The organism is Cupriavidus sp. D39 (assembly GCF_026627925.1).
Lineage (GTDB): Bacteria > Pseudomonadota > Gammaproteobacteria > Burkholderiales > Burkholderiaceae > Cupriavidus > Cupriavidus ulmosensis.
This window is the reverse complement of record NZ_JAPNLE010000009.1, coordinates 1,602,177-1,622,822: the sequence shown is the minus strand read 5'-3', so window position 1 is coordinate 1,622,822 and position 20,646 is coordinate 1,602,177. Positions and strand designations below refer to the sequence as shown.

At 65.7% G+C, this 20,646-nt stretch carries 17 protein-coding genes and 3 pseudogenes; 10 read left to right on the top strand and 10 right to left on the bottom strand.

The window, feature by feature from the left end; all coding sequences use genetic code 11:
* Positions 1-274: 274 nt before the first annotated feature.
* Complete coding sequence (locus OMK73_RS19480; protein WP_267603563.1) at positions 275-655, top strand: GreA/GreB family elongation factor; 381 nt, start codon at positions 275-277, stop codon at positions 653-655.
* A gap of 96 nt (positions 656-751) precedes the next feature.
* Here OMK73_RS19480 and OMK73_RS19475 read toward each other — a convergent pair.
* From OMK73_RS19475 to OMK73_RS19460, 4 genes and pseudogenes are all read right to left on the bottom strand, one after another.
* Positions 752-2,354: pseudogene (locus OMK73_RS19475) on the bottom strand (DHA2 family efflux MFS transporter permease subunit).
* Between the two features lie 2 nt (positions 2,355-2,356).
* A complete protein-coding gene (locus tag OMK73_RS19470; protein WP_267603562.1) occupies positions 2,357-3,607 on the bottom strand; it encodes an HlyD family efflux transporter periplasmic adaptor subunit in 1,251 nt (416 codons plus the stop codon).
* 146 nt (positions 3,608-3,753) lie between these two features.
* A complete protein-coding gene (locus OMK73_RS19465) occupies positions 3,754-5,274 on the bottom strand; it encodes an efflux transporter outer membrane subunit (RefSeq protein WP_267603561.1) in 1,521 nt (506 codons plus the stop codon).
* Between the two features lie 89 nt (positions 5,275-5,363).
* A complete protein-coding gene (locus OMK73_RS19460) occupies positions 5,364-5,843 on the bottom strand; it encodes a MarR family winged helix-turn-helix transcriptional regulator (RefSeq protein WP_267603560.1) in 480 nt (159 codons plus the stop codon).
* Between the two features lie 223 nt (positions 5,844-6,066).
* On the opposite strand from OMK73_RS19460, the pseudogene typA reads away from it, so the two are divergent.
* Positions 6,067-7,886, top strand: a pseudogene (gene typA, locus OMK73_RS19455) (translational GTPase TypA).
* Between the two features lie 104 nt (positions 7,887-7,990).
* Here the strand turns inward: typA and OMK73_RS19450 are convergent.
* Positions 7,991-8,884 carry a sterol desaturase family protein gene (locus OMK73_RS19450; RefSeq protein ID WP_267603559.1) on the bottom strand — a complete coding sequence of 298 codons (894 nt, stop codon included), beginning with the start codon at positions 8,882-8,884 and terminating at the stop codon, positions 7,991-7,993.
* A 242-nt stretch (positions 8,885-9,126) separates the two neighbouring features.
* On the opposite strand from OMK73_RS19450, the gene OMK73_RS19445 reads away from it, so the two are divergent.
* Together OMK73_RS19445 and OMK73_RS19440 are read left to right on the top strand one after the other, a co-directional pair.
* Positions 9,127-10,707: a methyl-accepting chemotaxis protein gene (locus OMK73_RS19445; protein ID WP_267603558.1), complete on the top strand. Its 1,581-nt coding sequence runs from the start codon at positions 9,127-9,129 to the stop codon at positions 10,705-10,707.
* Between the two features lie 97 nt (positions 10,708-10,804).
* Positions 10,805-11,880 (top strand): annotated as a pseudogene (locus OMK73_RS19440) (enoyl-CoA hydratase/isomerase family protein).
* Between the two features lie 163 nt (positions 11,881-12,043).
* Here OMK73_RS19440 and OMK73_RS19435 read toward each other — a convergent pair.
* From OMK73_RS19435 to OMK73_RS19420, 4 genes are all read right to left on the bottom strand, one after another.
* On the bottom strand, positions 12,044-12,262 hold the full coding sequence (locus OMK73_RS19435) for a hypothetical protein (RefSeq protein ID WP_267603557.1): 219 nt from the start codon (positions 12,260-12,262) through the stop codon (positions 12,044-12,046).
* A 179-nt stretch (positions 12,263-12,441) separates the two neighbouring features.
* Positions 12,442-12,708 (bottom strand): hypothetical protein, encoded by a 267-nt coding sequence (locus OMK73_RS19430; protein ID WP_267603556.1) that lies wholly within the window; start codon positions 12,706-12,708, stop codon positions 12,442-12,444.
* A gap of 95 nt (positions 12,709-12,803) precedes the next feature.
* Positions 12,804-13,061, bottom strand: coding sequence for a hypothetical protein (locus OMK73_RS19425; RefSeq protein ID WP_267603550.1), 258 nt, complete (start codon positions 13,059-13,061; stop codon positions 12,804-12,806).
* Between the two features lie 58 nt (positions 13,062-13,119).
* A complete protein-coding gene (locus OMK73_RS19420) occupies positions 13,120-13,377 on the bottom strand; it encodes a hypothetical protein (protein ID WP_267603551.1) in 258 nt (85 codons plus the stop codon).
* A gap of 433 nt (positions 13,378-13,810) precedes the next feature.
* On the opposite strand from OMK73_RS19420, the gene OMK73_RS19415 reads away from it, so the two are divergent.
* Positions 13,811-15,883: a serine/threonine protein kinase gene (locus OMK73_RS19415; RefSeq protein WP_267603555.1), complete on the top strand. Its 2,073-nt coding sequence runs from the start codon at positions 13,811-13,813 to the stop codon at positions 15,881-15,883.
* Positions 15,884-15,903: 20 nt separating this feature from the next.
* On the opposite strand, the gene OMK73_RS19410 is transcribed toward OMK73_RS19415, so the two are convergent.
* Complete coding sequence (locus OMK73_RS19410) at positions 15,904-17,895, bottom strand: SUMF1/EgtB/PvdO family nonheme iron enzyme (protein ID WP_267603554.1); 1,992 nt, start codon at positions 17,893-17,895, stop codon at positions 15,904-15,906.
* Between the two features lie 426 nt (positions 17,896-18,321).
* Between OMK73_RS19410 and OMK73_RS19405 the strand changes: the two genes are divergently transcribed.
* The 5 genes from OMK73_RS19405 to OMK73_RS19385 all read left to right on the top strand — a co-directional run bounded on the left by OMK73_RS19405 (position 18,322) and on the right by OMK73_RS19385 (position 20,547).
* On the top strand, positions 18,322-18,747 hold the full coding sequence (locus OMK73_RS19405; protein ID WP_267603553.1) for a DUF4399 domain-containing protein: 426 nt from the start codon (positions 18,322-18,324) through the stop codon (positions 18,745-18,747).
* 44 nt (positions 18,748-18,791) lie between these two features.
* Complete coding sequence (locus OMK73_RS19400) at positions 18,792-19,232, top strand: DUF4399 domain-containing protein (protein WP_267603552.1); 441 nt, start codon at positions 18,792-18,794, stop codon at positions 19,230-19,232.
* A 422-nt stretch (positions 19,233-19,654) separates the two neighbouring features.
* The gene (locus OMK73_RS19395; RefSeq protein ID WP_267603551.1) at positions 19,655-19,912 is read left to right on the top strand and encodes a hypothetical protein; all 258 of its coding nucleotides are present in this window, start codon (positions 19,655-19,657) and stop codon (positions 19,910-19,912) included.
* Positions 19,913-19,970: 58 nt separating this feature from the next.
* Positions 19,971-20,228 (top strand): hypothetical protein, encoded by a 258-nt coding sequence (locus tag OMK73_RS19390; protein WP_267603550.1) that lies wholly within the window; start codon positions 19,971-19,973, stop codon positions 20,226-20,228.
* Positions 20,229-20,286: 58 nt separating this feature from the next.
* The gene (locus OMK73_RS19385) at positions 20,287-20,547 is read left to right on the top strand and encodes a hypothetical protein (RefSeq protein ID WP_267603549.1); all 261 of its coding nucleotides are present in this window, start codon (positions 20,287-20,289) and stop codon (positions 20,545-20,547) included.
* Positions 20,548-20,646 lie beyond the last annotated feature (99 nt).

The following is a 20,646-nucleotide window of genomic DNA, read 5'->3' as shown; positions in this document are numbered from 1 at the left end:
TGTTTAAATGTCAATTATTGGCCGCGCCACCTCGACACACCCGGTGTCCGCGCGCGCGGCCTGACGGCAAAGTTCTCGTGACCATCCTCATTTTGCGTCTTCGCGCGGCAACAGCCGCCTCGCTCGCTGTCGCCCGGTACCCTGCCTGACCCATCTACATACACGGTGCGTCGAAGCGCAGCGCACCGGGCCGAACCTCGCTCCCCCTAGATCCCTCTAGAAGCCAAATGCCACGCGCGTGACCACGTCGCGCGCATTGACACCGGGAGTCAGCATGCGAAAGACGGTTTTCCTTACCCCTTGCGATATCGAGCGCCTGAGCGCGCTCGCCGCCGATCGACAAACGGCGGCGCCGCAGCGCAAGTCCATCCGCGACGTCATCGAGCGTGCCGTGGTCGGCACCGCCGGCAGCCGCCCGCGCAAGGTGGTGACGCTGAACACGCCTTTTCTCTGCATCGAGTCGCGCCACCGCGAGCATTTCGTCTGGCGCATCGTGTACCCGGAGGAGGCGGATTTCCGGTGTGGAAAGCTCTGCGTGCTGTCGCCCGCCGGCATGGCGCTGCTCGGCGCGCCGGCGGGGCGGCATGTGCGACTGCCTGTCGCCGATGGTGCGCAGTCCGTAGAGCTGGTGGTGCAGGAAATCCTGACGGCCTGAGGCTGGGGAGTGGGAGGGGCAGGGCCAGAGAGCACGAGGCCGATGCCTGTGACGGCATCGGCCTCGGCCTCGCGGTGCAGGGGGCGGTTAGCGCGGCTAGTGCGCCCCGGCCGCGGAGGCATCCAGGTCGCCCCTTCTTCGGCTTGGTCAGCCAGACAAAGACGATCAGCACGAAGAACAGCACGCCCGAGATCCAGAAGATATCGTTGGCGCCCAGCATGGCTGCCTGCTGCGAAATGCTGCGCTCGATCTGGCCATTGGCCTGGGCCTGGCTCATGCCCATCTGCATCAGGTGATTGAGCTGGTCGATATAGGTGGGGTTGTACGGGTTGACCTGCTCCACCAGTTGCGCGTGATGCAGCGCCGTGCGGTTTTCCCAGATGGTGGTCGAGATCGACGCACCGATCGCGCCGAACGTGATCCGCACGAAGTTGGACACCCCGGAGGCCGACGGAATCTTCTCCGGCGGCTGGCCCGACAGGATGATCGAGGTCAGCGGGATGAAGAACATCGCCATCGCCGCGCCCTGGATCAGCGTCGGGATCATCAGCGTGCGGGTATCGACCTGCAAAGTGAAGCCCGAACGCATCAGGCTGACCACGCCAAAGGTGACGAAGGCCATGGTCGCGACCCAGCGCGCATCCATCTTGGGCAGGTTCTTGCCAATCAGCGGCGACAGCAGGATGGCGAAGATCCCGACCGGCGCCATCACGATGCCGGCATCCGTCGCGGTATAGCCGACGATGGTTTGCAGCCACAGTGGAAGAATCACCAGGTTGCCGAAGAACAGGCCGTAGGCCACCGAGATGGCCACCACCCCCGCGCTGAAGTTACGTCCCTTGAACAAGGTGATATCGACGATCGGATGCTTCTCGTAGCTCTCCCAGATCAGGAAGAACAGGAAGCCGACAATGGCCACCACCGTCAACACCACGATGGAGGTCGAGTGGAACCAGTCCAGCTCCTTGCCCTTGTCGAGCATCAGTTGCATCGAACCCACCCAGATCACCAGCAGCGCCAGCCCGATCCGGTCGATCGGCAGGATCTTGATGGCCGTCTCGCGGTCGCGGTAGATCGCCCAGGTGGCATAGGCGGCGCCAAGGCCCACCGGGATGTTGATGTAGAAGATCCACGGCCAGGTCATGTTGTCCGAGATCCAGCCACCCAGCAGCGGCCCCATGATCGGCGCCACCAGCGTGGTCATGCCCCATAGCGCGAGCGCCATGGTGCTCTTCTGTGGCGGATAGCTCGACAGCAGCAGCGATTGCGACAGCGGAATCATCGGCCCGGCCACGGCGCCTTGCAGCACGCGCGCGGCCAGCAGCACTTCGAGGTTAGGCGCCACGCCGCACAGCCACGAGGAGATCACGAACAGCAGGATCGACGTGATGAACAGCCGCACCGCCCCGAAGCGCGTGGTCATCCAACCGGTCAGCGGCACCGAGATGGCGTTGGCCACCGCGAACGAGGTGATGACCCACGTGCCCTGGTTGGGCGCCACACCGAGATCGCCCGAAATGGCCGGGATCGATACGTTGGCGATCGAGGAGTCGAGCACGTTCATGAACGTGGCCAGCGACAGCGCGATGGTGCCCACGATCAGCTTTCCGCCCGACAACGGCACGGGCGCGGCGGGACGCGCCGCTGGCGCCGGGGCGCCAGGCGCGGCACCGTCGCGCGCGGGAAGGGAGGTAGCCATGTTCAGGTGTTGGCGGGCTTGGCCGCAACGGGCGCCGATACCGGCGCTGCCATGGGCTCGCCCGCTTGGCGGCCGCCGTTGTTCAGCGAGATGACGCGGGCGATCAGCGCGTCGGCGTCCTGCGCGACCTTCTCATAGACGTCGGTCTGCATCGGGCGCGCGACCGTGGCGTTGGTCATGGCCGCGCCTTCTTCCTTGCGCACATCCACCGTCACGTTCATCGACAGGCCAACCCGCAGCGGGTGGTCCTTGAGTTGCTGCGGGTCCAGCGCGATGCGCACCGGCAGGCGTTGCACCACCTTGATCCAGTTGCCGGTGGCGTTCTGCGCCGGCAGCAGCGAGAAGGCCGAGCCGGTGCCGGCCGAGAAGCCTTCCACCTTGCCGTTGTAGGTCACCTTGGAGCCATACAGGTCGGCCTCCAGCGTCACCGGCTGGCCCACGCGCATATGCGTGATCTGCACTTCCTTGAAGTTGGCGTCGATCCACACCTGGTCCAGCGGCACCACGGCCATCAGCGGGGCGCCCGGGGCCACGCGCTGGCCGACCTGCACCGAGCGCTTGGCCACGTAGCCGGTCACGGGCGCGGGCAGCGTCGAGCGCGCGAACGAGAGATAAGCGGCGCGCAGGTTGGCGGCGGCGCGCTGCACGTTGGGGTGCTTCTCCACCGTGGTCTGGTCCGTCAGCACCTTGTTGGATGCGAGTTGCTCGCGCGTGGCCAGCAGTGCCGATTGCGCTGCCGTGAGCGCGGTCTGCGCGTGGGAAATTTCTTCGCCCGAGACCGCGCCGGAGCCGGCGATGGCCTCGCGGCGCTTGAGGTCTTCACGCGCCTTGGCCACATCGGCCTCACGCATGGCCACGTTGGCAGCCAGCGAGCCGTTGTTGACGTAGAGGGTGCGCACTTCACGCACGGCTTGTGCCAGTTGCGCCTCGGCCTGCTCCAGGGCGACCTGCGAATCGGCGCGGTCGAGCTGGATCAGGGGCTGGCCCGCGGTGACCAGTTGCGTGTCGTCGGCCCCGATCGAGATCACGGTGCCGCCGACCAGCGGGGTGACCTGCACCACGTTGCCCGCGACATACGCGTCGTCGGTGCTTTCGAAGTGGCGCGCGTACAGGCCCCAGTAGATGCCGTAGGCCACGCCGGCAACCACTACCGCGGCGGTCAGCGAGAGCAGCAGGCGCTTGCGCTTGCCGTTGTTGTTGACGGGAGCCGCCGGGGAGGCGGGAGTCTGGGCCGCTTGCTTGTTATCGCTCATGATCGTCTTTTAAGAATGCTGTCGGTACTGCTCGTTGTTCTTCAGGCCGCTTAGCCGCTTAGCCGCTTAACCGCTTAGCCGCTTAACCGCTTAACCGCTTAACCGCTTAACCGCTTAACCGCTTAACCGCTTAGCCGCTTAACCGCTTAACCGCGTGCCTCTGCCGGCTTCTGCGCATCCGTCCCGGCGCCTTCGGCTTGTTCCTGGTAACCCCCGCCGAGCGCTTTCATCAGGCCCATTTGCAGGTCCAGGCGGCGCGCCTGCAGGTCGGTGGCAAGGCGGCGTTGCTGCAGCACGTTGCTTTCGGCATTGAGCACCGTGAGCTGGGTGCCCAGCCCGGCCTTGTAGCGAATGGTGGACAGCGAGTAGGCGCGCTCGGCCAGAGCAAGCGCCTCGCGCTGGGCCGTGATCTGCGTGTCCACGCTGCGGATGCTGGCCACCGTGTCGGCGGTTTCGCGAAGCGCATCGACCAGCGCCTGGTTGTAGTTGGCCACGGCGAGGTCGTATTGCGCGTACTTGCCCTTCAGGTTGGCGCGCAGCTTGCCGCCCTCGAAGATCGGCAGGCTGATGGCCGGGCCGATGCCAAAGGTTCGGCTGATGCCCATCAGCAGGTTGGACGGGTCCAGCGAGGCAACGCCGGCGAAGGCGGACAAGGTGACGGCCGGCAGGAATTCCGTGCGCGCCACCTCGATATCCTTGCTGGTGGCCTCCACGCGCCAGCGCGCGGCAACCAGGTCCGGGCGGCGGCCCAGCAGGTCGATGGTGAGATTGTCCGGCAGCAATGGCGTGCTCTGCGCCAGGATGGTCGGGCGCTGGATCGCCAGGCCGCGGTCCGGGCCCTTGCCCAGCAGCGCGGCGAGCTGGTTGCGCGCCAGCAGGATATCTTCATCCACGCGCAGCAGGTCGGTCTGTGCCGATGCCACCGTGCCGCGCGCCTGCGTGGTTTCGACCTGGGTGTCCAGGCCGGCGTTGAGCCGGTCGCGCGACAGGTCGCTCAGGCCGCGGCGCTGGGCAATGGCGCGCTCGGCCACGTCGCGTTGCGCGTACACGGCGGCCAGCCGGGCGTAGGTGCGGGCGACCGACGTGGTCAGGATCAGGCGCGAGGCCTGGCTTTCGGCCTCGGCGGCGCGGTCGTCGGACAGCGCGGCTTCCAGCGCCTTGCGGTTCTTGCCCCAGAAGTCGAAGTCATACGAAAGCCCAGCCTGCAGGCGTGACTGGTTTTGCCACGAGCCGGCCAGTGGCGTGCCTTCGAACAGGTCCGTTTGCGAGAAGCGCTGGCGTACCAGGCTGCCTTCAAAGTCGACGTGCGGGTACAGCGCGCTGCGCGTGGCGTCGGCCATCGCTCGGGAGGCTTCCACGCGCGCGAAAGCGGCTTGCAGGTTGGGGCTGTCCTTCACCGCCTCATCGACCAGGGCGCGCAGTTGCGGGTCCTTGAACTGGTCGACCCAGTCGAGCGAGGGCCATTGGCCATGCTGCGAGGGCAGGGTCTGGGCGCTGGCGAGCGAGGCCGGCGCGGTAACGGTCTGCGTGCTGTGCGAGTTGCCAAACGCGGCGCAGCCTGCCAGCACCGCGGCCGCCAGCGCGGTCAGCGCCAGCGTGCCGGCCCGGCGGCCCGCCGCGCGCGTGCGCGGCGACAAGGCGGAAATAGAAGAGAGTGCTTGGTTCATCTGGGTGCCCTGCGACAGGGCGTTAGTGTTTGTTCTTGTATTGGAGAGATCGTGGCGCCGCTGGCGTCACTGGCCGGCAAGCCTGGCGGCTACCCGCTGTTGTTGCCGATGATCCGGAGCAGCATCGAGCGGAAGGTTTGCAGTTCGGCCTCGGAGAAGCCGCGGAAATGCCGGTTCAGCACGCGACAGTAGAGTTGGGGCAACTGGTCCACGAGGACCCGGCCGGCGGGCGTGATCGACAGGTCGACCACGCGCCGGTCGGCATCGCTGCGCTGGCGCTCGATCAGGCCACGCTTTTCCAGGCGGCTGAGCAGGCGCGTGACCGAACCCATATCGCAATTGAGCTCCCGGCCCAGGTCGGTCACCGTGCTGCCACGTCCGGCGGCCAGCATCATCAGGCAGGTAGCCTGGGCGTGTGTGATGTCCAGGCCATCGACTTCCTGTTCCACGCCGTGCGACAGCACGTTCTTGGCGCGCGCCATCAGATAGCCAATGCTTTCGCCCATACGGTATTCGGCCGGGTCGAAGGGGAAGGCTTCGTCGGAAATGGGCTGGATCTGCTCGGACATCTCGGCTGGTTGCTTGTCGCTGCAATGTTTGCCGTGGCAACTATATGTTTACGTTCGCCGAACCGCAAGGACGGCAATTTGCTATTGCGGATATCGCAATAATTGGGTTTGTGGCGGCGGGACGGCCTAGGAAGCTTCCCAACGTCGTCCTCGGGTTTTGCGCCGCAGCATGCTATAATTTCGGGTTATCTTTTGATGCTCAGCCCCAAAGCGAGACGCTGCAATGACCCGCGCCATCCGCAATATCGCCATCATCGCTCACGTCGATCATGGCAAGACCACTCTGGTCGACCAACTCCTGCGCCAGGCAGGCACCTTCCGCGACAACCAGCAAATGGTTGAACGCGTGATGGACTCGAACGACATTGAGAAGGAACGCGGGATCACCATCCTCGCGAAGAATTGTGCCGTCGAATACAACGGCACCCACATCAATATCGTCGACACCCTGGCCACGCCGACTTCGGCGGTGAAGTGGAGCGCGTGTTGTCGATGGTCGACGGCGTGCTGCTGCTGGTTGACGCTGTTGAAGGCCCGATGCCCCAGACCCGTTTCGTCACGCGCAAGGCGCTGGCGCTGGGCCTGAAGCCGATCGTGGTGATCAACAAGGTCGACCGTCCGGGCGCGCGTCCTGAATGGGTGATCAACCAGACGTTCGACCTGTTCGACAAGCTGGGCGCCACCGACGAGCAGCTCGACTTCCCGGTGATCTACGCATCCGGCCTGAACGGCTACGCCGGCCTGACCGACGACGTGCGCGAAGGCGACATGAAGCCGCTGTTCGAGACCGTGCTGGCCAAGGTGCCGGTCCGTGACGACAACCCGGATGGCCCCCTGCAGCTGCAGATCATCTCGCTCGATTACAACAGCTATGTCGGCAAGATCGGCGTAGGTCGCATTTCGCGTGGCCGCGCCCGTTCGCTGCAAGACGTGGTGGTCAAGTTCGGCCCGGAAGGCAACCCCATCAAGGGTCGTATCAACCAGGTGCTGAAGTTCCAGGGCCTGGAGCGCGAAATCGTGGCAGAAGCCGAAGCCGGCGACATCGTGCTGATCAACGGCATCGAAGAACTCGGCATTGGTTGCACCGTGTGCGCACCGGACGCGCAGGACGCCCTGCCGATGCTGAAGGTGGACGAGCCCACGCTGACCATGAACTTCTGCGTCAACACGTCGCCGCTGGCCGGCCGTGAAGGCAAGTTCGTGACCAGCCGCCAGCTGCGTGAACGCCTGGACCGCGAACTGAAGTCGAACGTGGCGCTGCGCGTGGCCGAGACCGGCGACGACACCATCTTCGAAGTGTCGGGCCGCGGCGAGCTGCACCTGACCATCCTGCTGGAAAACATGCGCCGCGAAGGCTACGAGCTGGCCGTGTCGCGCCCGCGCGTGGTGTTCAAGGAAATCGACGGCGTCAAGCATGAGCCGTACGAACTGCTGACCGTGGACGTCGAAGACGGCCACCAGGGCAGCGTGATGGAAGAGCTGGGCCGCCGCAAGGGCGAACTGCTCGACATGGCGTCCGACGGCAAGGGCCGCACCCGCCTCGAGTACCGCGTTCCGGCCCGTGGCCTGATCGGCTTCCAGGGCGAGTTCCTGACGCTGACGCGCGGCACCGGCCTGATCAGCCACATCTTCGACGACTACGCGCCCCTGCGCGAAGGCGGCCTGGGTGAGCGCCACAACGGCGTGCTGATCTCGCAGGACGACGGCGATGCCGTGGCCTACGCACTGTGGAAGCTGCAGGATCGCGGCCGCATGTTCGTCAAGCCGGGCGATGCGCTGTACGAAGGCATGATCATCGGCATCCACAGCCGCGACAACGACCTGGTCGTGAACCCGATCAAGGGCAAGCAGCTGACCAACGTGCGCGCCTCGGGTACCGACGAAGCCGTGCGCCTGGTCACGCCGATCCAGATGTCGCTGGAGTACGCCGTGGAGTTCATCTCCGACGACGAGCTGGTGGAAATCACGCCGAAGAGCATCCGTCTGCGCAAGCGTCACCTGAAGGAGCACGAGCGTAAGCGTGCTTCGCGCGAATCCGTGTAAGCGTTTTCGCCTCAGGCAACCTTGCCGACAAAAAACCGCGCCTTGTGCGCGGTTTTTTGTTGGCTGTTTTTCGTGGCGCCTCTGGCAATCGAGCGATCCAGCCATCAGGCGTCCTGGCTGCGATCCGTCCCGAACGCGGTGGCGGTCCGCGACACGTCCCCGGCCATATCGCGCGGATGACGCCACTCTGGCGGCTTCCAGAGATGGCGCAGGTCGCGATGACGCCACGCGTCCGTGAACATGTCGCGCCATTCATGGAAGGTGAGGGTGATCGGGTTATGGCTCGCGATGCGCCGCGTTATGCCGTATTCGGGCGGCGCCTCTTCGGGCACGAAGGAGCCGAACATGCGGTCCCACACGGTCAGCACACCCGCATAGTTGCGGTCGATGTACTGCGGGTTGCGCGCATGGTGCACCCGGTGGACCGAGGGCGTATTGGCCAGCCATTCGAGCCGGCGCCAGCGTCCGCCCAACCGGGTGTGCACGAAAAACTGGAAGGCCAGGTTCAGCCCAACTGCCAGGATCACCCAGTCGGGCGTGAAACCGATCAGCGCCAGCGGAATCCAGAACAGCCACATGCCCGAGAGCGGATACGTGAGGCTCTGGCGGAACGCCGTCGAGAAATTCATGCCCTCCGAGGAATGATGGGTGACGTGCGAAGCCCACATCCAGCGTACCCGATGGCTGGCGCGATGAAACCAGTAATAAAGGAAATCCTGCAAGAGCAGAAGGAGCAGGAACGACCAGACGGTCTGCGGCATCGCCTTCAGGCCATGCTGGTAGCTCCATGTGTAGACCGTGCGCACCATCAGCCACAGGAAGAACGCGTCCGACGCCTGGTGCATCAACGCCAGCGCGGCGTTGGATGCGGTATCGCGCAGGCTGTAGATGGCGGGGTCGCGGCGCGCCCAGTACCAGGCCTCCGCGCCGATGGTCAGCAGGAAGACCGGCGCGAATGCCAGCAGGATCAGGCCGGGATCGATTGTTGACGGTGTCATGCGCAAAGTGTTGCCCGATTCTGTCTGTTTTGTCTTGAGGCGATCCTCTATACGCCCGTGCGGCGTTGCCAGATGCGCACGCTGATGCACCCCGGAATGCTTACCGCGCACATTCGCATTACTGACCATTTTGCACGACTGAATATCAGCATGCGCGGGGTCAAGGCGCGGCGAGGGGCGCCGTTATAGCGGGGCGGCCAAAAACGCAGCCGCATCAGCACTAAATCCAACGGGGAGCCCTCATGTTTCGCAACACTACTATCGGCACAAGATTGTGGATTCTGACTATCGTCACCAATGCATTGTTGCTGATTGTCGGGGCCGTAGGCTGGCTTGGCATGTCGCGCAGCAATGACGCCACGCGGCAGATCTACCAGCAGCAACTCGCCGCCGCGGTCAACCTGGCCGAGGCGCGTTCCAACCAGTTGCTCGTACGCGTCTTGCTCGACCAGGCCACCTTTGCCGCCGATCCCGCCGACGCCCGTGCGCGCGCCGATACCGCGCAGGGGTTTGCGCGCCAGTCCGACGCCGCCTGGCAGGCCTACCTGGCGTTGCCGCGTTCAGCGGAGGAAGCCCGCGCGGCCGCGGACGTAGCCGCCAAGCGTGAGGCGTTGTTCACGCAAGGCGTGTCGCCGATGATCGCGGCGCTCAAGCAAGGCGACCGGGAGGCGGTGATGCGCGCTGTGCTGGAGACCATTCCCAAGCTTGATATTGCCTTTACGGCCGTCAACACCGAACTGGGCAAGCTGCAGCTCGCCGGTGCGCAGGAGGTCTATCACGGCTCGCAGGAGCGCTACACCACGCTGCGCTCGCTGTCGATCGGCGTGCTGCTGTTCGGCCTGTGCTTCAGCACCGTGGTGGCCTGGCGCCTGCGCCGCTCCATCGTGGGGCCGCTGGATGTGGCCATTGCCCGCTTCGAGCGTATCGCCGCCGGCGATCTTGGCGCGAAGGCGGATGGCGCCGCCTCCGCCTCCGCCTCTGCTTCCGGTGCCGAGGGCGAGCGCAGCGAAACCGGCCGCATGCTTGCCATGCTCGGCCGCATGCAGGAAAGCCTCGCCGCGATGGTGGCCGACGTACGTGGCGGGGCCGACTCCATTGCCGCTGCCAGCAAGCAGATTGCCAGCGGCAACAGCGATCTGTCGCAGCGCACGGAGCAGCAGGCTGCATCGCTCGAGGAGACGGCGTCCAGCATGGAGGAACTCACGGGCACGGTGCGCCAGAATGCGGACAGCGCGCGCGAGGCCAATGACCTGGCCAGCAACGCCACCGGCCTGGCCGAGCGTGGCAGCGACGCGGTGGCGCGCGTGGCCAGCACCATGCAGGCGATCGACGCCAGCGCCAACAAGATCGTCGACATCATCGACGTGATCGAGAAGATCGCGTTCCAGACCAATATCCTCGCCCTCAACGCGGCGGTGGAAGCCGCGCGGGCCGGCGAGCACGGACGTGGCTTCGCGGTAGTCGCGGGCGATGTGCGCGATCTCTCGCAGCGCTGCGCGGGCGCGTCCAAGGAGATCCGCACGCTGATCGGCGACTCGGTGTCGCGCGTGCGCGCCGGTGGCGAGATGGTCGAGCAGGCAGGGCAGGTGATGCAGGAAATGGTGGGCGCCGTGCGCCGCGTGAGCGGCATCATGGGCGGCATCAGCTCCGCGTCCGATGAGCAGTCGCGGGGCATCGAGCAGGTCAACCAGGCGGTGGCGCAGATGGACGGCATGACCCAGCAGAACGCCGCGCTGGTGGAGCAGGCCGCCGCGGCAGCGGCTTCGCTGGAGGACCAGGCGCAGCGGCTCACCGGGCTGATGTCCGCGTTTCGGGTGGCCTGAAGGGTGGCCTGAAAGCGGCGCCGCCAACGCCGCTCGGGGTGCGGCCCGCAGCTTGGCTGGTGTAAAGTCGTGGGTTGCATTCGCGGAGAAAAGAGACATGACTGACTTGGTCACAAGCGAGATCCAGGGTGGCATCGGCTACCTGACGCTGAACCGGCCCCAGGCGCTCAACGCGCTGTCGCTCGAGATGATTCGCGCCATCACCACGGCGCTCAATGACTGGGAGGTGGCGCCGGAGGTGGTGGCCGTGGTCATCGCCGGCGCCGGCGGCAAAGCCTTTGCGCCGGTGGCGACATCCGCTTCTTCCACAAGGCCGCGCTCGCCGGCGATCCGGCGCTCGACCAGTTCTTCGTCGAGGAATACGCGCTCAACCACCTGATCCATACCTACGCCAAGCCTTACATCGCGCTGATGGACGGCGTGGTGATGGGCGGCGGCATGGGCATCTCGCAAGGCGCGCGCCGGCGCCTGGTGACCGAGCGGACCAAGATGGCGATGCCCGAAACCAACATCGGCTTGTTCCCGGACGTGGGCGGCGGCTGGTTCCTGTCGCGCACGCCCGGCCGCCTGGGCGAGTACCTGGGCCTGACCGGCGCCATGATCCATGCCGCCGATGCGCTCTACGCGGGCCTGGCCGATGCCTACCTGCCGAGTAACGCCTTGGCCGAACTGGTGGACGTGCTGCGCGCGCGCCAGTTTGCCGATGGCGATGCCGTGCTGGCCTGTATCGACGAAGCCACCGCGGCGCACCGTGCCGCCTGCCCGCCGGGCGAAAGCCACCTGGCCATGCTGCAGGACGAGATCGACCACCTGTTCGCCGGTGCTTCGGTGACCGGGATCGTGGCAGCGGTGAGCGACGGCGGCTCCGACTGGGCCGCGCAGACCGCCGCCATGCTGCGCGCCCGTTCACCGCTGATGCTCAACGTCACGCTGGAGCAGATCCGCCGCGCCCGCACCATGGCGCTGAACGACGAACTGCGCATGGAGCTGGACATGATGTACTACGTGTTCCGCCACGGCGATGGCGTGGAAGGCATTCGCGCGCTGGCGGTCGACAAGGACCACGCGCCGAAGTGGCAGCCCGCTCGTCTCGACGAGGTGACCCGCGAGCGCGTGCGCGCCTTCTTCGACAGCCCCTGGGCGCACGGCGAGCATCCGCTGGCGGCGCTGTAGGCTGGCGACCGGCGGTTCCTTTCGCGCAAATGGATCGAGCGCAACGCGCCACGTTAGCCGCCAAAGCTGCGCAAAACCAAGCGCCCAAAAGACTGACGCCCGTTGCCGACAGGGCAACGGGCGCGGAGGGCAGAATATCGCTGCCTTGCGCTTCTGATTCGGCTTACTTGCGCTTGATGTCCCCGGCCGGCCGCGCCTGCGTGCCTGCCAGCGGTTGGCCTGGAAAGCCCTCCGGATAGCTGATGACGCGCAAGGCTCCCCCGAGCTTGCGCGACGTCCATGCATGACCGGCGCGCGCTCTCGCGCCGCCTGTGATTGCCACCATGGCTTCTCTGTCGAGATCCACGCTGTCCGGCAAATCCTTGATGACGATGACGGCCATGACTTCCTCCTGCAGGGTGGCGAAGGCCGGCGCGGCCGGGGTTCGCCGGGTGGGTGCGCGCGATGCGGCAAGCCCAGCCAGATCAGTATAGGCCACGGGTTTTACCTCCGGGGCAGTGCCAACTCGTGCGCAACAGCCGTGGAAACCCTTGGGTTTCCACGGAGCGGGGCGCATGTCGCTCAGACCGCGGCGTGGGTGGCGGCCCACTGCGACGGGTTGACGTCGATGCTCAGCGGCCCAAAGCCGGCGCCGATCACGCCGACGTTGTTGAGCGTGTTCACGTTGATGCTCTGCAACTGGGCGATGTTCTGGTTGACGTTGACATTGACGTTGGCCACCGGGCCCAGTCCTTGCAACCAGGAATTGGCGCCGCCGCGCACCGCGGCTAGCGACTTGCTGTCGAGGTCTTGGTTCAGGGCGAGGTCGCGCACGATGATGGATGACATGATGGTTCTCCTAGACTTCACTTGATCACTGGAAATGGCTGGAACCGGCTGGCAACGGAGGCGGCGGGGCCGCCTCGCGCGGGTGCCGGGACCATTCAATAGATGTTGTTGCTGGCGTTCTGCGTCGACTTCACATGGGATTTGATGTCGTCGGCAAAGGCCGTGTTGTTGCCGTTCATGTTGACGACATTCTGGGTCTGGCCGATCAGCTGCGAGGCGTTGAAGGTCGAGTCGATCTTGGTCAGGCTGAAGACGGGCATGAAGGGCACGAAGCCGCCGCGCACGGCGCGCATGGCGCGGGCGTCGAGTTCTTCGGTGACGGACAGGTCCTTGATGGCGAGGGTGGTAGTCATGGCAGTTCTCCGGGGTATTCAGTGGTTTGCGAATTCAGCGTGGGGCGTGGCCTGCGGCTCAATAGATGTTGTTGCTGGCGTTCTGCGTCGAGTCGACACGGGACTTGATGTCGGACACGAAGGCGGCGTTGTTGCCGTTCATGTTCACGACATTCTGGGTCTGGCCGATCAGCTGCGAGGCATTGAAGGTCGAGTCGAGCTTGACCGAGCTGAAGACGGGCATGAAGGGCACGAAGCCGCCGCGCACGGCGCGCATGGCGCGGGTGTCGAGTTCTTCGGTGACCGACAGGTCCTTGATGGCGAGGGTGGTAGTCATGGCAGTTCTCCTTGGGAGCGATTGGGACTTTGGTTCGTTTGGGTTGAGCATCTGTGCTGCGCTCGGGAGGTACAAACGCATGGAGTGTGCCAAGGCGGGCCATGCCATCGCAGATCGCCCGCAAACGCAGGCGGGGCTTGGGGAAAAGTTTTGTTGCGCCGGAAAAGAGGGGCCAGCAGGCCACGTGGGGCGGCTTGGATCTGATGGGCGGCGGCCAACACAACAACACCGTGTGTTCGCGCATGCGCGACAGGTGGCTGCTCTTGCGGCGCCATCGTGCCGCTTGCGTGGCTTGCCGGCGTTGATGCAATGCACGAGGGGTTTGCGATTGGCATGAGTGCGCACTAGTATCCATCGTGGGCAGGTACTCGCCGTAGAAGGGCGAGTGGGCGCTCAATGCGCAACTTCGCGCAATCACGTCGCGGCTGCATCGATGCCTAGCATTCCAGACCTGATACGTACCTTCCAAAGCGGTGGTCTGTCGCACGACGAGCTGTTGGCCCGCATTGACAGCACCTTGGCCGTGGACCAGGCCAGCGCGACGCAGCTGGCGGACATGCTTAGCGAGGAGAACACCCGCTTCCCGCTGCCGCCTGGCGTCTATGAAGAAGTGCTGAGGCGCATCGAGCGCCGCGGGGCAACCCAGTTCGAGGAGGGCGGCGAGGAAACCCGCGTGCAGACTGCTCACGCCGGCATGGCGTCAGCGCCTTCCTCGGCGCCGCCGCCGCCGGCCGACCAGGCGATTGCCGGGGCGGAGCAGACCAAAGGGGTGGGCGACACCTTGAATGGCCGCTTCGTGCTGGAGGAGTGCCTGGGCGTGGGCGGCATGGGAACGGTCTACAAGGCACTCGACCTGCGCAAGCTCGAGGCCTCGGACCGCAAGCCCTACATCGCCATCAAGGTCCTCAATGTGCAGTTCCGCGGTCATCCGAAATCGCTGATCGCGCTGCAGCGTGAGGCGCGCAAGGCGCAGACGCTGGCGCATCGCAATATCGTGACGGTCTATGACTTCGACCGCGACGGCTCGGTGGTGTACCTGACCATGGAGTACCTGTCCGGCAAGTCGCTCAATCGCGTCTTGCGCGCACCGGACTTTGTCGGCATGCCTTACGCCAAGGCGCTGCCGATCATCACCGGCATGGGCCGGGCCTTGTCCTATGCGCACGAGCGTGGCTTCGTCCACTGCGACTTCAAGCCCGCCAATGTCTTCCTCACCGATAGCGGCGAAGTGAAGGTGATCGATTTCGGCATCGCGCGCGTCTTCCAGCAACCGGCTGACGATGCGGACCCGACTGTGTTCGATCCGGGCACGCTCGGTGGCATGACCCCCGCCTATGCCAGCCCAGAGATGTTCGAGCATCGCGAGCCGGATCCGCGTGACGACATCTACGCGCTGGCCTGCGTGACCTACGAACTGCTGACGGGCAAGCACCCCTACGAGCGGTTGTCGGCCAACCAGGCGCGCGGCGCGGGACTCAAGCCACAGCGCCCGAAGGTGCTCAGCCGCGGGCAGTGGCGTGCGCTGCGCGCGGCGCTGTCCTTCGATCGCGCGACGCGCACGCCTACCGTGGCGCGCTTCCTGGCTGAGATGGGCACCGAGCGCCGTGGTGGCATGCCGATGGCCAAGCTGGGCGCGGCGTCCGTGGCCGGCTTGCTGGTGGCCGGCGGGTTGGGTTACTACGTGTGGCGCTCGCGCGGCGCGCTGGAGGGCCAGCAGCCTGCAGCGCAGTCCGCTGCAGGCGCGGTCGGATCTGCGGCTCCGGAAGACGCAGCGGCGCCATCCGCTGCGCCGGGCTCGCCGGCGCAACCGCGCCAGGAAGCCAAGGCCGAGCGCGCGCTCTCCATGCAGGCCGTGGCGCCGGTGCTGGCGCGCGCGCCTTGCTCGCTGCTGTCGGCCACCGGGCAGGACCATGTACTCCAGGTGGGTGGCTACGTAGCGGAGCGCTTCGGCATCAAGCGGCTGAAAGATGAGCTGAGTGCGGTGCCCGGCGTGCAGACGCTGAACCTGGACGTGCAGCCGCTTGGCGATGACAAGTGCGACGTGGTCAAGCTGATCTCGCCCTACTGGTCGGGGCGCCGTACCGGCGCGGCCCTGACCACGATCCACACCCGGGAGCCCGGCGCGCAACTGACCGAGGGCACGCCACTGATCGTGGACATCACCACGCCACCGTACGACACCTATGTCTACGTCGACTACTACATGGCCGATGGCAAGGTCGTGCATATGGTGCCGAGCGAGCGCGCCAAGGCCAACCAGGCGCCCGCCAGCTACACCGCTGCCGTGGGCAGCCTGGGCGACTGGGTGATCTCGAAGCCGTTCGGCACGGAGCTGATCGTGCTGATCACCACGCCAGCGCCGCTGTTCGACGCGCTGCGCCCGGAGTCCGAGTCCAGGCAGGACTACCTGCGCGCGCTCGACCGGCAACTGGGTCCGATGGCGGCGAAGCACGGAGAAAGCCACATCGGTGCCGACATGGTGCAGATATCCACCAAGCCACGCTAGCAAGGCGGCGCTTGCAGCGGCTACTTCAGGTCCCGCAAGACGCGAAAGCCGTTTTGCGACTGGCGCACGCTCGCGCTGTACTTGAAGCGCGTGGAGGAGAGCATGTAGCTTGCACCTTCATGCCACGAGCCGCCACGGATCACGCGTACGCTGCAGCCGGGCTCGTCCCAGGCGCGTCCGTCGGCAGGTGCGTTCTTGTACGAGATGTGCCAGCAGTCGGCGACCCATTCCCACACGCTGCCGTTCATGTCGTGGAGGCCATAGCCATTGGCGGCAAAGGAGCCGACGTTGGCGGGCGCGTCGGCATTCCACGGTTCGCCGCAGTCCTTGCAGTTGGCCGTGCCCTTGCGCATCTGGTCGCCCCACCAGTAGAGCGTCGAGGTGCCGCCCCGGGCGGCGTACTCCCACTCGGCCTCGGTCGGCAGGCGGTAGTGCTTGCCGCTGACCTTGCTCAACCAGGCGACGTACTGCTGGGCATCGTCCCAGCTTACATCGCGCACGGGTGCGTTCCTGGGCGCGTTGGCCACGGTGGCGATGCGCTGGCACGCGCCGGCGTCGGCGCAGGCGTCCCATTGTTCCACCGTGACTTCGTACTTGCCGATGGCAAAGGGCTGGCCGATGGTGACATGATGCGGCGGCTTTTCGGTCGGGTCGCCTCCGTTGCTGCCCATGGTGAAGCTGCCCGCCGGCAGGCTGTGCAGCACGGGGCAGGCCGGGCAGTCCTTGACCTCGCCCGGCTTGATGTCGACTGTCACGGCGCCGGCCGCGGCAGCACGTTGCGTGGCGGGTGCGGGCGCGCTTGCGGCCGGGGCGGCCGGGGCGGGTGGAGCGGATGCAGCGGGTGCCGTTCGTGGGGGCGCGGCAGGCGGCGCTTGCACCTTGCCGGACTGCGCGCGCGCCGGCGGCGTGACGGTGCCTTGCGCGGTGGCTTGCCCGGATGAGGCGCCTGGCGTGCGCGCACGCTCGGCAGGCGCGCCGGCCTGCGGCCCGGCCGCGCGCAGCCGTTCGATCCTGGCGCGTGCCAGCGGCGCGAAGCGGCCGTTCGGATAGGCTTTCAGGTAGGCCTCGTAGTCGCTCGCGAAATTGCTGTTCTTGATGGAGTCCCAGAAGCTCAGCTCGTACTGCTCGTCGCTGTCCTTGGGAAGGATGCCGCGATGCTGTGCAAGGATCAGCGGACCGGCTTGCCTGAGCGCGGGAGTGAAGGCTGCATCGTCGCTGGTGGCCGCGGCGTTCGCCGCGAGCCGGAGCGGGGCGGATAACGACGATGACATCCACGGTTGCTGCCGCCGCCCGGTTTGCTGGCTCACGATTTCGCCAGCCCGGCGCAAGGCGGCCTCGGCATCGAGGCCGGGCATGCGCATCGTGCGCAGCAGGGCGGCGGTGAACGCGCCATGCCGCGCGCCCTCGGCTGCCACGACGCCGGGGGCCGTAGCATAGGCGATCAGCGTGTTGGCGGGGGCGGCGGCCGGCTTGACGGCACTGCCGCGATAGGGGTTGTCCAGGCAGCTATCGAGAATCACCACGTTAAGCATGTCCGGTCGCGGCGTCGACATGCTGGCCAGCACGGCGCCAAGCTCGGTGCCCGCTGTGAGCAGGCGGCCAGGTGTGCGGCTGCCGGCATCGACCGGAATCAGCACCGGGCTGTCAGCGACTTCGATGCCGTGTCCGGCGAAGTAGAACAAGCCCGTGCCGCCGGCCTGCAGGCGCTGACGGAATTCGGCAAGCGCACGTGCCATGCCTTCCCGGTCCAGGTTCTCGCGGAGCATGACGTCGAAACCGAGCCCGGCCAATGCGCGGCGCATTGCCCGGGCGTCATTGGCGGCGTTGGGCAGCGGCTGGTCCGCATAGGCGGCGTTGCCAATGACCAGGGCGAGGCGCCTGGCCGGAACGCTCGCGGGGGCGGAGGCCGCGTGTTCTGCTTCGGCGGTGAGGGTTGGCGTGTCGATGCCGGCTTCGGCGCGCACGGCCGCAGCCAACCCGAGCAGGCACACGACAAGGAGTTTTCGCCACATATTCAGGCCTTGTTCGTACGGCGCCGAAGTGCATCGGCGGTCCACGTGCCAACGGCGCGTCACGCGGCACGCGAGTGCGATGATGCCCGGCCATCACCTGGCCGGCCCGCCTTGTCCTTTGCGCCGACGTGATGCAGCGCGGGCGGCACTGGGCTGGCTCAATCAACCATAGCACAGCGATTGTGAATCCGGAGGTGCTTCGCAACACGGGGTGGCGTAGCAATCTCACGCCCGCGCGCCGCCGGCGCGATGCAGGGTATCGCCAAGTATCTTTTTGCAGTTTTCCGTTCTAAGCTGAATGACAAAATTGGATGACGAAATGCAGTGCGCCGCGGCCTGAAGCCAATCAACGAATAAGCCAAAAGCCAAGCACCAATAGCAAGAACGCACCGCGTTTCGAGACAAGTTGTTCGGGAGGGCTATCGTATGCACAGGCGAACCGTGCTCGGCACATTGGCAGCATCGCTGCTGGCTCCGTTGCCCTCGATCTCGTTGTCCACGACATCCCCACCCAATGCCGAGGCCTACATCATCTGGCCGCCTGACGGCGCCGTGATCGACGGTGGCAAATTCTGGGTGCGCATGGGCCTGCGCAATATGGGGGTCGCTCCCAAGGGCATCGACATGGCCAACGTCGGCCACCACCACCTGTTGATCGACACGGACCTGCCGCCGATGGACAAGGAGATTCCGAACGACCGGAACCACCTGCACTTCGGTGCCGGCGAGACCGAGGCGCGGATCGAGCTGCCGCCGGGCAAGCACACCTTGCAGTTGCTGCTCGGCGACAAGGATCACAAGCCCCACGACCCGCCGATCTACTCCAAGAAGATCACCATCACCGTTCGATAAGGCCCCGGCCGCCGGGCCGGCGGCACGATACGGGAGGACAGTCCATGCGTAAGCTCATTCCGGCTGCTGCGCTCGCCGCCAGCCTGCTTCTGATCGGTGGCATGCCGACCGGCGCAATCGCGGACACCACGCCCGCGCCCGCCCATGCCTACCTGTATATCGGCTTTCCCAACAACAACCAGGTCCTGCCGGCGGGCAAGCCGGTCAAGGTGTGGTTCGGGTTGCGCGGCATGGGCGTGGCGCCACGCGGCGTGAAGTTTCCAAACAGCGGCCATCACCACCTGCTGATCGATACCGACCTGCCGCCCATGGACAAGGAAATCCCGAACGACCGCAACCATCTGCACTTCGGCGCCGGCGAGACGGAGACCACGATCGAGCTGCCGCCCGGCAAACATACCCTGCAACTGCTGATGGCCGACGACAAGCACATCCCGCACAACCCGCCGATCTACTCCAAGAAGATCACGATCTATGTGAAGTGACCCCGATCGCTAATTCGATTTCGAGCCTGGTTTCTCACGGCGCCGCATGACGCGCGCCGCGGGGGCGCTTCACTGCTGATCTCATTGCGCGCTTGCCGCGCGGCGCGCGCTACACAATTCCCCTCTGTCTTCGTTGCACCGGCCGCGCGCGTCGAGTGGGCCAGGCGTTTGTCGTCAGCGAGCAAACACATGGTGTCTGTTGTGTTGGCCGCCGCCCATCAGATCCAGGCCGCCCCACGTGGCCTGCTGGCCCCTCTTTTCCGGCGCAACAAAACTTTTCCCCAAGCCCCGCCTGCGTTTGCGGGCGATCTGCGATGGCATGGCCCGCCTTGGCACACTCCATGCGTTTGTACCTCCCGAGCGCAGCACAGATGCTCAACCCAAACGAACCAAAGTCCCAATCGCTCCCAAGGAGAACTGCCATGACTACCACCCTCGCCATCAAGGACCTGTCGGTCACCGAAGAACTCGACACCCGCGCCATGCGCGCCGTGCGCGGCGGCTTCGTGCCCTTCATGCCCGTCTTCAGCTCGGTCAAGCTCGACTCGACCTTCAATGCCTCGCAGCTGATCGGCCAGACCCAGAATGTCGTGAACATGAACGGCAACAACGCCGCCTTCGTGTCCGACATCAAGTCCCGTGTCGACTCGACGCAGAACGCCAGCAACAACATCTATTGAGCCGCAGGCCACGCCCCACGCTGAATTCGCAAACTACTGAATACCCCGGAGAACTGCCATGACTACCACCCTCGCCATCAAGGACCTGTCCGTCACCGAAGAACTCGACGCCCGCGCCATGCGCGCCGTGCGCGGCGGCTTCGTGCCCTTCATGCCCGTCTTCAGCCTGACCAAGATCGACTCGACCTTCAACGCCTCGCAGCTGATCGGCCAGACCCAGAATGTCGTCAACATGAACGGCAACAATACGGCCTTTGCCGACGACATCAAATCCCACGTGAAGTCGACCCAGAACGCCAGCAACAACATCTATTGAGCCGCGGGCCACGCCCCACGCTGAATTCGCGAACTACTGAATACCCCGGAGAACTGCCATGACTATCACCCTCGCCATCAAGGACCTGTCCGTCACCGAAGAACTCGACGCCCGCGCCATGCGCGCCGTGCGCGGCGGCTTCGTGCCATTCCTGCCCGTCTTCAGCGCGGTCAAGATCGACTCGACCTTCAATGCCCAGCAGCTGATCGGGCAGACGCAAAACGTCGTCAACATGAATGGCAACAACACGGCCTTTGCCGAGGACATCAAGTCCCACGTGAGCTCAACGCAGAACGCCCAGAACAACATCTATCGTTGAAGCCACCGCCGCCCTCCCGGCGTGCCGGGCAGGGCGGCCCTTTTCTTGCCGCAGGGCCTTCATTTACAGGTTGGATCGCGCCGCTAGCGGATACACAAT

What these genes read in the sequence shown, in the direction of transcription:
- OMK73_RS19460 (WP_267603560.1), bottom strand. Translation starts at nt 5,843, where the DNA reads ATGTCCGAGCAGATCCAGCCCATTTCCGACGAAGCCTTCCCCTTCGAC.
- OMK73_RS19430 (WP_267603556.1), bottom strand. Translation starts at nt 12,708, where the DNA reads ATGTCATCCATCATCGTGCGCGACCTCGCCCTGAACCAAGACCTCGAC.
- OMK73_RS19450 (WP_267603559.1), bottom strand. Translation starts at nt 8,884, where the DNA reads ATGACACCGTCAACAATCGATCCCGGCCTGATCCTGCTGGCATTCGCG.
- OMK73_RS19420 (WP_267603551.1), bottom strand. Translation starts at nt 13,377, where the DNA reads ATGACTACCACCCTCGCCATCAAGGACCTGTCGGTCACCGAAGAACTC.
- OMK73_RS19410 (WP_267603554.1), bottom strand. Translation starts at nt 17,895, where the DNA reads ATGTGGCGAAAACTCCTTGTCGTGTGCCTGCTCGGGTTGGCTGCGGCC.
- OMK73_RS19395 (WP_267603551.1), top strand. Translation starts at nt 19,655, where the DNA reads ATGACTACCACCCTCGCCATCAAGGACCTGTCGGTCACCGAAGAACTC.
- OMK73_RS19400 (WP_267603552.1), top strand. Translation starts at nt 18,792, where the DNA reads ATGCGTAAGCTCATTCCGGCTGCTGCGCTCGCCGCCAGCCTGCTTCTG.
- OMK73_RS19470 (WP_267603562.1), bottom strand. Translation starts at nt 3,607, where the DNA reads ATGAGCGATAACAAGCAAGCGGCCCAGACTCCCGCCTCCCCGGCGGCT.
- OMK73_RS19405 (WP_267603553.1), top strand. Translation starts at nt 18,322, where the DNA reads ATGCACAGGCGAACCGTGCTCGGCACATTGGCAGCATCGCTGCTGGCT.
- OMK73_RS19480 (WP_267603563.1), top strand. Translation starts at nt 275, where the DNA reads ATGCGAAAGACGGTTTTCCTTACCCCTTGCGATATCGAGCGCCTGAGC.
- OMK73_RS19465 (WP_267603561.1), bottom strand. Translation starts at nt 5,274, where the DNA reads ATGAACCAAGCACTCTCTTCTATTTCCGCCTTGTCGCCGCGCACGCGC.
- OMK73_RS19415 (WP_267603555.1), top strand. Translation starts at nt 13,811, where the DNA reads ATGCCTAGCATTCCAGACCTGATACGTACCTTCCAAAGCGGTGGTCTG.
- OMK73_RS19425 (WP_267603550.1), bottom strand. Translation starts at nt 13,061, where the DNA reads ATGACTACCACCCTCGCCATCAAGGACCTGTCCGTCACCGAAGAACTC.
- OMK73_RS19435 (WP_267603557.1), bottom strand. Translation starts at nt 12,262, where the DNA reads ATGGCCGTCATCGTCATCAAGGATTTGCCGGACAGCGTGGATCTCGAC.
- OMK73_RS19390 (WP_267603550.1), top strand. Translation starts at nt 19,971, where the DNA reads ATGACTACCACCCTCGCCATCAAGGACCTGTCCGTCACCGAAGAACTC.
- OMK73_RS19385 (WP_267603549.1), top strand. Translation starts at nt 20,287, where the DNA reads ATGACTATCACCCTCGCCATCAAGGACCTGTCCGTCACCGAAGAACTC.
- OMK73_RS19445 (WP_267603558.1), top strand. Translation starts at nt 9,127, where the DNA reads ATGTTTCGCAACACTACTATCGGCACAAGATTGTGGATTCTGACTATC.